The sequence below is a fragment of the Actinomyces sp. HMSC075C01 genome (genome assembly GCF_001812965.1).
Lineage (GTDB): Bacteria > Actinomycetota > Actinomycetes > Actinomycetales > Actinomycetaceae > Actinomyces > Actinomyces acetigenes.
In genome coordinates this window covers 15,411-28,412 of record NZ_KV810960.1, presented here as the reverse complement: position 1 = coordinate 28,412, position 13,002 = coordinate 15,411, and the positions used below count along the sequence as shown (strand labels likewise).

Sequence of the window (13,002 nt, the reverse complement as noted above, 5' to 3'; positions counted from 1 at the left end):
TTCCTGACGATTCGAGCCCGCCGAACCCTCTTGTCCCACTTCCGCATTCGCACCTCGGCCCTCCAGCTCGAACCTTCGAGATACGCAACAACCTTCCACCCGGCGCCACAAATAAACCTCCAGGAATCTCAAAACACCCCTGAGAGAGCTCATCAAGAACGCTTCAGTAACTCCCCAAATAACCAAGAACTCCCGGCTCACACCCAGGAGGCATGCCAGGTCGCGAGTGAATTATTTTTGCAATAATGTCACTCCCCCTCTCCAGAAGAGTCTCTACATCCCTTAGAGGAGACTCAACCATCTGACTCGTCCTGCCGGTGAGATGCATGGAATTAGGCAATCCTGTTCTCCGGAGATCTTTGGAGGGCAAACAGAAGTTGAATGCCGACAAGCCCAACCCCGCCCCCTGAAACACCTCCCCTTCCACAGATAAGAACTGATCACACGTGAACAAATCGTACTCCTCATCATACCTATCCAGAGTAAACGCCCAGCCATTACCTGCACATCCATAGTATGAGTACTCCTCAATAAGCACCCCCCCCTCTCCTTCCTTTCAATATATAAAGAGGAAGATCGAGAAATTCGATTTTCTTGAGATAGGAAGCAAACTCCCTTAACGAACCACTCAACTCCTCCCTTCTTTTTGCTTCCGCAGCATTTCTATCTGCTTCGGCTTGAAGGTCTTTCTCCTCCTTCTCCCGCATGCAGTTCAACTTCCTGGAGACTTCATCTTCGAGCGACACGCAAGACACCCCTTCGAGTCTTTTTCACGGAACACTGGCATACTACGCCCTTCTGGCATACTGAGGGTATGGATTCATTCTCCAAGTCCGCATCCTGGCGGGCGCCGGTGGCGACGGGAGCGCTGGAGGCCGTCGTGGAGCTGCCGGGGTCGAAGTCGCTGAGCGCGCGGGCCCTGTTGCTGGCCGCGCTCGCTGACGCACCGACCACGCTCACCGGGCTTCTGCGCTCGCGCGACACCGAGCTCATGCTCGCCGCCCTGAGCGTGCTCGGTGCCCGCTTCGAGAACCTCGACGAGACCGGCACGCGCCTGCGCGTCACGCCGGCTCCCCTGCCGCTGCACGTGCAGGCCGGACCCGACGGCCTCGGACGCATCGACGTCGGCCTGGCCGGGACCGTCATGCGCTTCGTTCCCGCCCTGGCTGCACTGGCCGACGCCCCGGTCGTCTTCGACGGGGACGAGGCCGCCCGGCGCCGCCCCATGGCGCCTCTGCTCGACGCACTGGCCGACCTGGGCGCCGAGGTCACCCACCTCGGTGAGCCCGGCTTCCTGCCCTTCCGAGTCGGCCCCGGCGACGGCGCCCTCCTGCGAGCCGAGGGCGCCCGGGTGGCGGTCGACGGCTCGGCCTCCTCCCAGTTCGTCTCCGCCCTCCTGCTCCTGGGCGCCATCCTGCCCAGCGGTTTGGAGCTCACCCCCACCGGGCCGGTGCCCTCGCTGACGCACGTGGCCATGACGGTGGCGACGCTGCGCGAGCGGGGCATCGCCGTCGACGAGCCCGCCCCCGGGGCAGGTGACGGCGAGCGCACCTGGCGGGTCCACCCCGGCCGCCCGCTCGGAGGGCAGGTGGCTATCGAGCCGGACCTGTCCAACGCCGGCCCCTTCCTGGCGGCCGCCCTCGTGGCCGGCGGCCGGGTGAGTGTCCTCCACTGGCCGGCGGCCACGACCCAGGCCGGCGACGCCTGGCGTGATCTCCTCCCCCACCTGGGCGGGGAGGTGACACTCACCGACGGGACCCTCACGGCCCGCGGCACCGGCCGGTTGACCGGGATCCACGCGGACTTGTCCGACGTCGGCGAGCTGGCCCCCACAGTGGCGGCCCTGGCAGCGCTTGCCGGAGCCCAGGGCCACACCAGCGCCCTCACCGGCATCGCGCACCTGCGCGGGCACGAGACCGACCGCCTGGCGGCCCTGGCCACCCAGATCCGCCTCCTGGGCGGGGACGCCGAGGAAACCACTGACGGGCTCATCATTCGCCCCGCACCGCTGCACGGCGCCGCCCTGCGCTCCTACGCCGACCACCGGATGGCGACCTTCGCCGCCATCATCGGCCTGAGCGTGGAGGGTGTGAGCCTGGACGACGTCGAGTGCACCTCCAAGACGCTGCCCGGCTTCACGGACCTGTGGGCCGCCATGCTCGCCACCGCATCGCACCGCGAGCCGGCGACACCGGGAGACGGCGCCTGATGGCCCGCCGCGACATCGGCACCGACGACCCGCGCGTGAGGGTCCGCCCCGGCCGGGGCTCGCGCCCGCGCACCAAACAGCGCCCCAGCCACGCCGACGCGGCCCTGGGCATGGTCACCCGCATCGACCGCGGCCACTACCGGATCCGCCTGGACGACCCAAGTCTCACCGAGGACTCCAGCGGCAACATCACCGCCATGAAGGCCCGCGAGCTGGGTCGGGGCAAGGTCGTCGTCGGAGACCGGGTTGCCGTCGTCGGGGACACCAGCGGCCGCAAAGGCACCCTGGCGCGCATGGTCCGCATCGAGGAGCGCACCACCCTGCTGCGCCGCAGTGCCGAGGACGGGGACGCCGCCGGCACCGAGAGGGCGATCGTCGCCAACGCCGGCAAACTCGTCATCGTCACCGCCGTGGCCGACCCCGAGCCGCGCCCGCGCATGATCGACCGCTACCTCGTGGCCGCCTACGACGCCGGTATGGAGCCGCTCATCGTGCTCACCAAGACCGACCTGGCCGACGCCGCCCCGTTGGCGAGCCTCTACAGCCCCCTGGGCGTGCGCTGCCTGGCCACGCGACTGAGCTCCCGCACCCCCGGCACCGACGACCCCTCCCAGACCGGCGGCGAGCGGCCCGACGACGGCGTCGAGGCGGTCCGCCAGGTGCTCGACGGGGCCGTCTCAGTCCTCGTGGGCCACTCCGGGGTCGGCAAGTCCACGCTCATCAACGCGCTCGTGCCCGGGGCCGACCGCGCCACCGGGCACGTCAACGAGGTCACCGGCCGGGGCCGCCACACCTCCACCAGTCTTCAGGCCCTCGAGCTGCCCGGGGGCGGCTGGGTCATCGACACCCCCGGCGTGCGTTCTTTCGGGGTTTCCCACGTCGGCAGCGCCGACGTCCTGCGGGGCTTCCCGGACCTGGCCCGCGTGGCCGAGGACTGTCCGCGGGGCTGCACCCATGAGGACGGCGTCGTCGACTGCGCCCTGGATGAGTGGGCGAGCACGGCGGACGGGCCGGACGCCTCGGGAGCCTCGGCTGCCCGCGAGGAGCGGCGCGCGAGGGTGGAGTCCTTCCGCCGGCTGCTGGCCCCCTCACTGGAGGCCGAGGACCCCACCCGGCCCTGAAACACTCCCGGCGGCGTGCGGAGCCCTTCCGGGCACGTCACAGTTTCGTCGACAGCGCGCCCCTTAACCCCGAGAGCCGTTTGCCCTGGTACAAGGCGATGACCCACCAGAAACGGCGTCAATACTGAGTTTTTTCACGTTTCACCGGAGCCGCTATTGGATGTTATGTGCCAAAACTCACATCACGCAGCCGTTGCAGGATTCAACTACACACCGATTTTGACGGTTCCCACAAGCGAAAGCGCGTTAGTCTCAGGACATGCACAACCGTCCGACCCCTTCGCTTCCACGTCCCGCTCTGGGCGACCTGTCCGCACGCGCTAACCTCTCTGCGGCGCGCCGGCGCGTCCTGGAGGTCGTGGAGGCTTCTAACGACGCGATGACGGCCGTCCAGGTCGCCAGCGCACTCAACCTGCACCACAACACCGTCCGTGAGCACCTCGACGCCCTGGTTGACGCCGGTTTCGTCACGGTGTCCACCAAGCCGACGGGCAAGCGGGGCCGCCCAGCCCTGCGCTACGCCTCAACGGCCCCCGACCCCCAGCAGATGGTCGACGCCTACCTGCTGCTGCTCGATGCGATCGCCGACACCCTGGGCGAGGGTGAGGATGCCCACGCCACCGCTCTGGAGATCGGTCGCCGCTGGGCCGAGCTGACCCCCGGCACCGTTGCCGAGCCGACGGTCGACGGCGAGCAGGTGGACCGGGTCACCGCCCTCATCCCCTACCTCGCGGTCATGGGCTTCGCCCCGGAGGTCTCCGGAGACACCGTCGTCCTGCGCTCCTGCCCGCTCATCACCCGCAACCACCAGCCGCGCGACCTGGTGTGCACCATGCACGAGGGTTTCCTCCGGGCCGTCGTCGGCCCCGACCCGGCCGCCTACGAGCGCCTCAAGTTCCTGCCCAACGGGCCTGACGGCTGCCAGATCAACTCGGCTCAGCCCGTCCACGAGGAGCCGGACCTCAAGATCGTCCACGCCGACGTCGCCTGAGCGCCCGACCTCGACCACACCACCAGTCCACCCGTCCACCACTTCTGATATCGCTAGGCTTCGGCCCCGGGCACAGTTCCCCGGGGCCGAAGCGGCGTTCGGGGGCACTCCAAGCCGTGGCCTGAGGCGCCCACGGCTCAGGCGCTGACCTCCAGGACGCCGTGAGCACCCTTCTCCATGTCGGCGAAGGAGTGCGTCACGAACACGTAGTGGCCCGGCTCGGAGGCGACGCACTCCACGAATCCGCCCTGGGCCGGCTGCAGACCGAGGGCCTGGGAACCGCCGGACCAGGCGGCCCCGATCCGGCTCGGGCCGCCGAGGGTCCAGGCCCCCTCGAAGAAGACCTGGTCGAACTGCAGGCCGACGGTGTGGAAGGACGTCGGCAGGGAGGGCCCGGCGGCCATGACCCAGAAGCGCACGCGCTCGCCGACCTTAGCCTTGAGAGGCTGCTGGCGGTACTGGAAGGCCACCCCGTTGAAGGTCATGAGGTCGGGGGTCTTGGCGGCGATCTTGTCCGTGTTGGGCTCGCCGCCCTCGGGACCGAGGTAGACCTCGGAGGCGACGATGACGTACTCGCGGTCCACGGCCGCCAGCCCCGGCGGATCGATGATGACAGCCCCGTGCATGCCAGAGGCCAGGTGCAGGCTCATCGGCGAGGTGGAGCAGTGGTAGAGCCAGATCCCCGAGTGCTGGGCCTTGAAGGTGTAGACGAGGGACTCCCCGGGGTTGATCGAGCGCATCGCCTGATCGGGCGGGGTGATCCCGGCGTGGAAGTCCAGGGAGTGGCTCATCGTGCCGTCGTTGACCAGGGTGATCTCGAAGGTGTCCCCCACCTTGCCGCGCAGGACGGGGCCGGGGACCTGCCCGTTGAAGGTCATGCGCCGCTGGGTGACACCGGCGCCGACCTGCATGACCTGCTCCTTGACGGTGAAGGTGTGCCGGTGGGTCATGGGGCCGCCGTCGGGGCTGGTGGGGGCGGGCGGCAGGGCGGCGTCGAAGGCCTTGAAGTCGGTGGGCAGACGGGCCGAGTAGTCGGGAACCGCGTCCTTGCCGGAGCCGGCCTGCTTGCTCTGACCGCTGCCGTGCTGGTGGGCACCGGCGACTGCCCCGCCGGCAGTGACGTGGAAGACCATGCCCTGGGCGCGGTGGCCGGCGATGGAGCACCAGCCCTCAATCGGCCCGGGGACGACATCGACCTCGAGCCTGCCCTTGGCGCCGGCGGCGATGCGCCCGGTGGTCTGGCCGGTGGCCAGGACGAGGTCGTGGACCTGGTCGGCGGTGTTGTCCAGGGTGATGACGAGCCGGTCACCGGGGGTGACGTCGACCGTGTCGGGCACGAACCGCATGCCCTGCACCTTGATGATGGCGTTGACGGTGTTGCCGGTGGCCGCGACGTCCTGGGTGGTTCCGCCCTGGCCGCGGTTGCCGATGACGCTTCCGACGACGACGGCCGCTCCGGCGGTGAGCAGTCCCATGAGGATGCCGCGGCGGTCGGCGGACTGGAGCAGGCCGCCCGAGGGTGATGCGGCAGTCCCACCTCCCGCCGCCCGGCCGGCCCCGCCAGGCAGGGGGCGGCGGCTGCGGTCGATGGCGGGGGCCGTACCGGCCGTCACGGCTCGGCGGTGGGCGCCCTCGGGCTTGTCGGCACCCGCCGCGGCGCGCCCGGCAGCAGTGTCGCCGGGTGTCTGAGCAGTGCCGCCGGCGCCGCTGTTCGCGGGGTCCTGGACGGCAGTGTCCTGAGAAGGGGCGTTCTCAGAGCCGGCAGCCTCGGAGGCGGCGGCCTCGTCGGGGGATGGTGCCTGCGCGTCGGGCGTCTTCGTCATCGGGTTCCCCTTCGGGGCTGGGCGGACCGGTGGCCCGCGGGGTCGGAGGTGGGGGCGGCGTCGGCCGGGGTGCGCGGGGTGCGCTTGCGCTGGGAGAGCCTGCACAGGCTGAGGATCATGCCCACCAGCAGGTAGGAGGTCACCAGCGCGGCCAGGGCGCCGGCGACGACGCGCACCTGCCAGGGCGCCCCCGGGCTGAGCGCCAGCAGGAGGCAGGCGTTGGCGGCGGTAACCCGGTAGGCGGCGAAGCGGTCCATGATCGCGTTGGTGGCCCGGGTGGCCGCGGGGCCGCCACCGAGCATCACCGGGGTGAGGTAGCTCAGGGCCGCCACGAGGATCTGCAGGGCGAAGCCCGCCGCCAAGGGCAGGCGCAGGGAGTGGATAACCTGGCGGGCAGCGGCGGCGTCGTCGGCCAGCGCCATGCGGGCCCCCAGGACGGCGACGCAGCCGATGAACCAGGCCACCGAGGCCATGGCGGAGGCCGTGGCGAAGGAGGTCGGCGGGACCCGGCGGGCGGTGCGGTAGGCGGGCACGAGGACTGCGCAGGCGCCGCCGAGGTAGACCAGGGTGCCCAGGCCCGCCAGGGGCGGCCACAGCCCGCAGGCGGCCACCAGCGCGGTGCCGCCCACGAGGTAGGGCAGGCCGCGGGTGGTCCAGCGCGGTGCGACCGGCTCCATGGGAGTGCGCAGCATCGTGGGCCACAGGACCGTGAGCGTGCCCAGGACCGTGGTGCCCACGAAGCCCAGCAGCATGGTGGTCGTGTGGGCCAGGTAGAAGCCGTCGGCCAGGGCGGAGCGCCCGTGGGCGTTGGACCAGGAGATGAGGAAGCCCAGGAGCGCACCGGTGGCCAGCAGGACCAGGGCGACGGCGTAGTGGAGGGCCAGGGACGCTAAGCGCGGGGCGATGGCCCTCCGATACTGCACAGTGATGGCCACGACGCCGGCGACGGCCTGGGCCATGACGACGGCCGCCCCGATGAGCGCGACCACCTGCTGGCCCATGGTGATGCCGGTGAGCACGACGGCGGTGCCGAGGCTGTGGGCGTAGAGGCGCGCGTCCAGCAGGGCGGCGCCGCCCAGGGCCGGGCGGTGCAGGAGGGTGTCGGCGAAGTGGGCGGACCAGATGGTGATGGCGCTGCCGATCCCGCCCAGGAGCAGGGCGTGCAGAGGCAGCCAGGTGCCCCAGGAGACCAGCGGGCCCACGATGGTCAGGGCCGCCAGGACCGCGGCGATGAGCAGCCAGGCCACGACCAGGGCGTTGCGACGCACCTGGGTGGTGCGCCGGGAGGGCTTCTTGGCGGGGCGGCCTGGGCCACTCGCTCGTCCGGGGCCGGGAAGCGAGCCGGGGCGGGGGGCGGGCCCGGAACCGGGAGAACCGATGGACAGGCTCATGTGCGGCTCCCTGTCGCCGGCGACGTCGTCGACCCGGGTGCAGCAGCCGCAGCCGGCCGTCTTGCCCTCACCGGTTTGCGGATGCTGCCGGAGGTCAGGACACGCCCCAGGGTGAGGACCATAAAGACGAGGATCGCCGCCACTCCCACGGCGCCGCCGACCTTCCAGGCCGCGGAGGCCTGCGCCAGCAGACCCGCGACGCGCACCACCAGGCCGGCGTGCAGCAGAACGTAGGGCAGCCACATGAGTCGGTGGTAGGGCAGGGCGCGGTGGACGACCGCGGGGATGATGACCGGCGCATGGGCCAGGATCATGGAGAAGGCGAAGCCCACCGTGATGCAGTGGATGACGATCTCGTAGGCGGCCCCGTTCAGCCCCTGCAGGCCCCACAGCGACCAGACCGCCCCGGCGAGGGCGAGCCACACGTAGCCGGCGAGCATGGAGGCCGCCATGAAACGCACCCCGCCGCGCAGGCGGACCGTGCGTCGGGCGACGTCGTAGTAGGCCGTGACAACGGCCAGCCCCAGCAGAGCCGGGCCGACCACCAGGTGGGAGCCCGGTGCGATGAGCATCAGGCAGGCGCCCAGGACCGCCGCACCGGACAGCGCCTCGACAACGGTCTCCACCATCTCGTCGAGGAAGGCGATACGGGCCAGCTCCAGGCGCTCACCGATGATGGTGAGCGCGGGGAAGAGCAGCCATAGCGGGACGACATCCTCCATGCCGCGGCCATCCAGCCACAAGACGTCCCCCAGCAGGAGGGCTGCCGCGCCCATGGCCTCGACGTCGACGGCGGCGCTGGGGGCGCGCCGGTGAACCCGCAGGTAGATGGCGCACAGGATGCCAGCAGCGCCGGTCATGAGTCCCCGGCCGACGACGTCGGGGGCACCAGCCAGGAGGGCCAGGCATCCCACGGCACTGCCCAGTGGGGCGAGGAAGGCCCAGGGGGCACGGGCGGCGACCGCCCGCTCCAGGGCGATAACGGTCCCCAGGAAGCCGACGAGCATGAGGGGGCCGTGGAGAGCCGCCAGCTCGGCCCCGCCGACGGGGGCCGGCAGGTTGAGGCGCAGGAGGGCGGCGTTGAGTCCCATGAGGATGCAGGCGGCGCCCAGGGCCAGGGCCACCAGGCGCGGCGCCACCCGGCTGGTCAGCGCCCGGCTGAGTCGGTCCGTCTCCACGGCCCAACCGTATCCAACGGCGCCGCAAACGCCCGCACTCACATCGACAAAAACTTCATAGACGACACGGCTCCGCGTCGTTTATGAAGTTTCGGTAGGTTTGCCGAGCGTCGACCGGGCCTGCGGAGGCGGACGGTCGTTCCTGCGAGCCCTGCAGTGGTAGTAAGGTCACGCTCACCAGTACGAAACACTCCGAAGGAGAACCCTATGAGCGAGAGCCCCGAGCTGCTGCCCGTCACCGAGAAGAAGTCCAGCTGCGGCTGCCACGAGCACAGCGACGAGCGCCTCACCCTGGACGCGCGTGCCATCCCGCACCGCCTGCGCCACGCCGCGGTCATCGGAGCCGCCTCCTCCCTGAACCCCGGTGAGGGCTTCGACCTGGTGGCCCCGCACGTGCCCACCCCGCTGCTGGCCCAGATCGACCAGCTGCCCTTCACCTTCCAGCACACGCTGCTGGAGCAGTCCGAGGGCTTCGCGCGCGTCGAGATCCTGCGCACCGCCTGATCCGCGCCTCAGCGCGGCCGGTCGGTGGGAGGCGCCCGCGGGTCCAAGCCCTTGGCTCCAGCCACGGGCTCGGGACCTCAGTGGGCCCGACTCCATGCCACCGGCGCGCTCCCGATATGCTCAACGCATGACGCCAGCACCGCTCGATGCCGCGGTCGTCGGCCCGAGCAGGAGCCGTGGGACCTCCGCGGACCTGCCCATGCCGACGACCCGGCCGGTGCTACCCGACCTGTCTGAACGTCCCGGCACGTCGGCCCCGGCCGCCGACGGCGTCCCCCAGCAGCTGGTCGACCGCTACGGGCGCACCGTGCGCGACCTGCGCCTGTCCATCACGGACCGCTGCAACCTGCGCTGCACCTACTGCATGCCCGCGCAGGGACTGCAGTGGCTGCCCACCCCGGATCTGCTGACCACCGCCGAGCTCACCCGCCTGGGGCGCATCGCCGTCGAGCGCCTGGGAGTCGAGCGCATCCGATTGACCGGGGGCGAGCCGCTGCTGCGGCGCGACCTGGAGGAGATCGTCGGGGCGCTGTCCGCGCTGCGGACGTCGAGCGGACTCAAGCCGGACATCGCCCTGACCACGAACGGGCTGGGCCTGGAGAAGCGGGCCGCCGGGCTGCGAGCGGCGGGCCTGGACCGCGTCAACGTCTCCATCGACTCCCTGGACCCGCGGGACTACGCCGCCATCACTCGCCGAGACCGGCTCGCCGACGTCCTGACCGGGATCGCCGGCGCCCAGGAGGCCGACCTGGCCCCCATCAAGGTCAATGCCGTGGCCGTGCCCGCCACCGTGGAGGAGCGGGCACCGCGACTCCTGGCCGAGTGCCTGCGCCGCGGCTGGCAGCTGCGGTTCATCGAGCACATGCCGCTGGGCCCCCGCGAGACCTGGAGCAGCCACGACGTCGTCGGCGTCGATCAGATCCTGGGGGTGCTGCGGGAGGCCGGATTCATCCTCACCGAGGTGGGCCGCCCGGACCGTCGTCCAGCGGCGCTGTGGCGCGTCGCCGCCGGAAGCGCGGCGGGCCAGGACCATCCGGCCGGGACGGTGGGTGTCATCGCCTCGGTCACCGCCCCCTTCTGCTCGGACTGCGACCGTACCCGCGTCACAGCCGACGGGCGCCTCATGACCTGCCTGTTCTCCAGCACCGAGACCGACCTGCGCGGCCCCATGCGCGCCGGGGCCAACGACGACGAGCTCATCCGCATCTGGGCCAGCGCCACCTGGGGCAAGCCCCGCGCGCACGGCTCGGACAGTCCCCAGACCGAGAGCGACGGCTTCGCCCGCCCGCAGCGCACCATGTCGGCCATCGGCGGCTGACCCGAGTTCTAAGGAGCCCCATGATGAGTCCCTCCCCTGAGATGTCCCCCCAGGCGGGCGCGCACGCGGGTCAGGCGCAGATCTCTGTGACCCTGCGCTACTTCGCCGCGGCCGCCGAGGCCGCAGGCCGCCCCGAGGAGCGCCTGGACCTGCCCGTCGGCACGACGCTGGCGGGTCTGCGCGAGCAGTTGTCGGGGCGGGGCCTGGAGATGGCGCGGGTCATACCGATCTGCAGCTTCCTGGTCAACTCGGTCTCCACCCCGGCGGACTCGCTCACGCCCCTGGCCGACGGCGACGCCGTCGACGTGCTCCCGCCCTTCGCCGGCGGGTGAGTCTCGCCGCTCCCGCATCGAGCCGGGCATTTTTCGCGTAGCCCAACCGTTTTTCCGCCCGGCTACGCGAGAAATGCCCGGCTCGGTGAGAAGGAGGGGAGATCAGGCGATGTTGCTCCACTGGCTCGAGCCGTCGGTGAAGGTCTGGCGCTTCCACACGGGCAGGCGCTCCTTGACCTCCTCGACGATCTGGCTGCACACGGCGAAGGCCTCGGCGCGGTGGTCGGAGCTGACGGCGACCGCGAGCGCTGCCTCCCCGACGCTCAGGTCGCCGACGCGGTGGACGACGCCCAGGGCCCGCACCCGCCCCTGCTGAGCCACGTCCTGGGCGATCTGCTCGACGACTTGGCCGGCCGTGGGGTGGCAGGAGTAGCCGATGCCGGTGACGGCGCGCTCGGCGTCGTGGTTGCGGACCACGCCCTCGAAAGTGACGACGGCGCCGGCGGCGGCGTCCTGGACGGCGTCGGCGAGTTCGGTGACGCTGATGGGTGACTCGGTGACCTCGGCACGGACCACGCGGGCCGTGGGAGCCGGGAGCGGCCGGCTGGGCTGGTCGGGGCTGGGCGTCACGGGGTCTCCTCGATCGGGGCGGCGGGCTGGGCGTGATCGGATGGTCGGCCGCGAGCATACCCATGTGGGCTTCACCGGCTGAACGGGCATGATAGGCCCCGGACGTTCGGGCACCGGCCCCACGACCGCCCGCCCTGAAGTCGCAGCCCGCAGGGTACCCGCCAAAGGAAGGACCGCTATGGCGCAGATGATTCCGCTGGAGGACTACGTCTCCCAGGTGCTGGAGACCCTCTCACCCCTGGAGGACGGTCGCCTGGAGCTGGGGCGGGCGCACCGCCGGGTGCTGGCCGAGGACGTGACCGCCGCCGTCTCGGTGCCGCCGTGGACGAACTCGGCGATGGACGGCTACGCGGTGCGCGCGAAGGACACGACCGGCGCCTGCCCGCTCACGCCCGTGGTTCTGCCGGTGAGCGGGGACGTTCCGGCCGGCGCCGCACCGCGGCCCCTCGCGGAGGGAACCGCCCAGCGGATCATGACTGGGGCGATGCTGCCTGAGGGCGCGGACGCCGTGGTCAAGGTGGAGGACACCGACCAGGCTCCCGGCCCGCACCCGATTCCCGAGCGCGTCGAGATCCGCGCGGCAGCGACCCCGGGCCTCAGCGTGCGCCGCGCCGGGGAGGACGTGGCCGTGGGTGATCCGGTCATGGCGGCGGGGACGAGGCTGTCGGCGGCGGCCATCTCCGCCCTGGCCTCCGTGGGGCTCGGCTCGGTGCTGGTGCGGCCGCAGGTGCGCGTGGCGGTGGTGTCCACCGGGGCCGAGCTGCGTGACGCCGGCCAGGCGCTGGAGCCCGGGACGATTCCCGACTCCAACTCCCTGCTGCTCGCCGGGCTGGTCGCCGAGCACGGGGCCGTGTGCACGAGCGTGGCCCGCAGCGGCGACACGGCCGAGGCCCTGGCTGAGGTCCTGCAGCAGGACGCGGCCGGCGCCGACCTCATCGTCACCTCCGGGGGCGTGTCCGCGGGGGCCTTCGATCCTCTAACGATGCTGGCTCAGGCGCAGCGGGGCGAGGAGGCCCCGGTGCACCTGGACTTCGTCAAGGTGGCCATGCAGCCGGGCAAGCCCCAGGGGCACGGCTGGGTGCTCGCCGACGACGGCCGGCGGGTGCCGATCATCTGCCTGCCGGGCAACCCGGTGAGCGTCCTGGTGTCCTTCACCACGATCGTGGCCCCGGCGCTGGCCCGTCTGGCCGGGCAGGATGCGGCGGGCGGCGCCGAGTCGCTCCCGGGGCGGCCGAGCCTGACGGCGCGTGCGGCAGTGGGTTGGCGGACCCCGCCGGGGCGGCGCCAGCACGTGCCGGTGCGTTTCACTGAGGCCCCCACCGGCTCCGACGTCAGTTCCGGCCTCGGCGACGGTGCGGGCCTGCCCTGGGTGACGCCCACCCACCGGCTGGGCTCCGGCTCGCACCTGGTGGCCTCGCTGCCCGCTGCGCAGGCCCTGGCGGTGGTGGCCGCCGAGGTCGAGGCGGTCGAGGTCGGCGACGAGCTGCCCCTCATCCCGCTGTCCGCCTCGTAGAGCCCGCCGGCCGCCCTCAAGTCCGCCTGCGAGAATCCCGGACCGCGTCCAC

At 71.5% G+C, this 13,002-nt stretch carries 13 protein-coding genes; 7 read left to right on the top strand and 6 right to left on the bottom strand.

What is annotated here, in order from left to right; all coding sequences use genetic code 11:
- Positions 1-163: 163 nt before the first annotated feature.
- Together HMPREF2883_RS14600 and HMPREF2883_RS14595 are read right to left on the bottom strand one after the other, a co-directional pair.
- Positions 164-538: a hypothetical protein gene (locus HMPREF2883_RS14600; RefSeq protein WP_141759005.1), complete on the bottom strand. Its 375-nt coding sequence runs from the start codon at positions 536-538 to the stop codon at positions 164-166.
- Entirely contained in the window at positions 528-746 is a 219-nt protein-coding gene (locus HMPREF2883_RS14595) for a hypothetical protein (RefSeq protein ID WP_141759004.1), read from the bottom strand. Before HMPREF2883_RS14595 ends, HMPREF2883_RS14600 begins: the two co-directional genes overlap by 11 nt.
- Positions 747-814: 68 nt before the next feature.
- Here HMPREF2883_RS14595 and aroA point away from each other — a divergent pair, with 68 nt between their 5' ends.
- The 3 genes from aroA to HMPREF2883_RS02500 all read left to right on the top strand — a co-directional run bounded on the left by aroA (position 815) and on the right by HMPREF2883_RS02500 (position 4,321).
- Positions 815-2,209: a 3-phosphoshikimate 1-carboxyvinyltransferase gene (gene aroA, locus HMPREF2883_RS02510; RefSeq protein WP_070658834.1), complete on the top strand. Its 1,395-nt coding sequence runs from the start codon at positions 815-817 to the stop codon at positions 2,207-2,209.
- A complete protein-coding gene (locus HMPREF2883_RS02505) occupies positions 2,209-3,330 on the top strand; it encodes a ribosome small subunit-dependent GTPase A (RefSeq protein ID WP_070658840.1) in 1,122 nt (373 codons plus the stop codon). Before aroA ends, HMPREF2883_RS02505 begins: the two co-directional genes overlap by 1 nt.
- 259 nt (positions 3,331-3,589) lie before the next feature.
- Complete coding sequence (locus HMPREF2883_RS02500) at positions 3,590-4,321, top strand: helix-turn-helix transcriptional regulator (protein WP_070658833.1); 732 nt, start codon at positions 3,590-3,592, stop codon at positions 4,319-4,321.
- A gap of 137 nt (positions 4,322-4,458) precedes the next feature.
- On the opposite strand, the gene HMPREF2883_RS02495 is transcribed toward HMPREF2883_RS02500, so the two are convergent.
- From HMPREF2883_RS02495 to HMPREF2883_RS02485, 3 genes are read right to left on the bottom strand one after another with little or no spacing between them, the layout of a single operon-like run.
- Entirely contained in the window at positions 4,459-6,144 is a 1,686-nt protein-coding gene (locus HMPREF2883_RS02495) for a multicopper oxidase domain-containing protein (protein ID WP_070658832.1), read from the bottom strand.
- The gene (locus HMPREF2883_RS02490; protein ID WP_070658831.1) at positions 6,141-7,535 is read right to left on the bottom strand and encodes a hypothetical protein; all 1,395 of its coding nucleotides are present in this window, start codon (positions 7,533-7,535) and stop codon (positions 6,141-6,143) included. The genes HMPREF2883_RS02495 and HMPREF2883_RS02490 overlap by 4 nt, the downstream gene beginning before the upstream one ends.
- Positions 7,532-8,713 (bottom strand): hypothetical protein, encoded by a 1,182-nt coding sequence (locus HMPREF2883_RS02485; protein WP_070658830.1) that lies wholly within the window; start codon positions 8,711-8,713, stop codon positions 7,532-7,534. The genes HMPREF2883_RS02490 and HMPREF2883_RS02485 overlap by 4 nt, the downstream gene beginning before the upstream one ends.
- 207 nt (positions 8,714-8,920) lie before the next feature.
- Here HMPREF2883_RS02485 and HMPREF2883_RS02480 point away from each other — a divergent pair, with 207 nt between their 5' ends.
- The 3 genes from HMPREF2883_RS02480 to HMPREF2883_RS02470 all read left to right on the top strand — a co-directional run bounded on the left by HMPREF2883_RS02480 (position 8,921) and on the right by HMPREF2883_RS02470 (position 10,867).
- Positions 8,921-9,217 carry a DUF2249 domain-containing protein gene (locus HMPREF2883_RS02480; protein WP_003785642.1) on the top strand — a complete coding sequence of 99 codons (297 nt, stop codon included), beginning with the start codon at positions 8,921-8,923 and terminating at the stop codon, positions 9,215-9,217.
- Positions 9,218-9,344: 127 nt separating this feature from the next.
- Positions 9,345-10,535 carry a GTP 3',8-cyclase MoaA gene (moaA, locus tag HMPREF2883_RS02475; RefSeq protein WP_070658829.1) on the top strand — a complete coding sequence of 397 codons (1,191 nt, stop codon included), beginning with the start codon at positions 9,345-9,347 and terminating at the stop codon, positions 10,533-10,535.
- Between the two features lie 23 nt (positions 10,536-10,558).
- Complete coding sequence (locus HMPREF2883_RS02470) at positions 10,559-10,867, top strand: MoaD/ThiS family protein (protein WP_176747124.1); 309 nt, start codon at positions 10,559-10,561, stop codon at positions 10,865-10,867.
- Between the two features lie 102 nt (positions 10,868-10,969).
- Here the strand turns inward: HMPREF2883_RS02470 and HMPREF2883_RS02465 are convergent, their stop codons facing one another.
- Positions 10,970-11,437, bottom strand: a complete 468-nt coding sequence (locus HMPREF2883_RS02465; RefSeq protein ID WP_248406438.1) for a molybdenum cofactor biosynthesis protein MoaE — start codon at positions 11,435-11,437, stop codon at positions 10,970-10,972.
- 178 nt (positions 11,438-11,615) lie between these two features.
- On the opposite strand from HMPREF2883_RS02465, the gene glp reads away from it, so the two are divergent.
- A complete protein-coding gene (glp, locus tag HMPREF2883_RS02460; protein WP_081381228.1) occupies positions 11,616-12,950 on the top strand; it encodes a molybdopterin molybdotransferase MoeA in 1,335 nt (444 codons plus the stop codon).
- Positions 12,951-13,002 lie beyond the last annotated feature (52 nt).

Coding starts and splice junctions, on each gene's coding strand:
- HMPREF2883_RS02500 (WP_070658833.1), top strand. CDS start 3,590: ATGCACAACCGTCCGACCCCTTCGCTTCCACGTCCCGCTCTGGGCGAC.
- HMPREF2883_RS02490 (WP_070658831.1), bottom strand. CDS start 7,535: ATGAGCCTGTCCATCGGTTCTCCCGGTTCCGGGCCCGCCCCCCGCCCC.
- moaA (WP_070658829.1), top strand. CDS start 9,345: ATGACGCCAGCACCGCTCGATGCCGCGGTCGTCGGCCCGAGCAGGAGC.
- aroA (WP_070658834.1), top strand. CDS start 815: ATGGATTCATTCTCCAAGTCCGCATCCTGGCGGGCGCCGGTGGCGACG.
- HMPREF2883_RS02480 (WP_003785642.1), top strand. CDS start 8,921: ATGAGCGAGAGCCCCGAGCTGCTGCCCGTCACCGAGAAGAAGTCCAGC.
- HMPREF2883_RS02470 (WP_176747124.1), top strand. CDS start 10,559: ATGAGTCCCTCCCCTGAGATGTCCCCCCAGGCGGGCGCGCACGCGGGT.
- glp (WP_081381228.1), top strand. CDS start 11,616: ATGGCGCAGATGATTCCGCTGGAGGACTACGTCTCCCAGGTGCTGGAG.
- HMPREF2883_RS02505 (WP_070658840.1), top strand. CDS start 2,209: ATGGCCCGCCGCGACATCGGCACCGACGACCCGCGCGTGAGGGTCCGC.
- HMPREF2883_RS02495 (WP_070658832.1), bottom strand. CDS start 6,144: ATGACGAAGACGCCCGACGCGCAGGCACCATCCCCCGACGAGGCCGCC.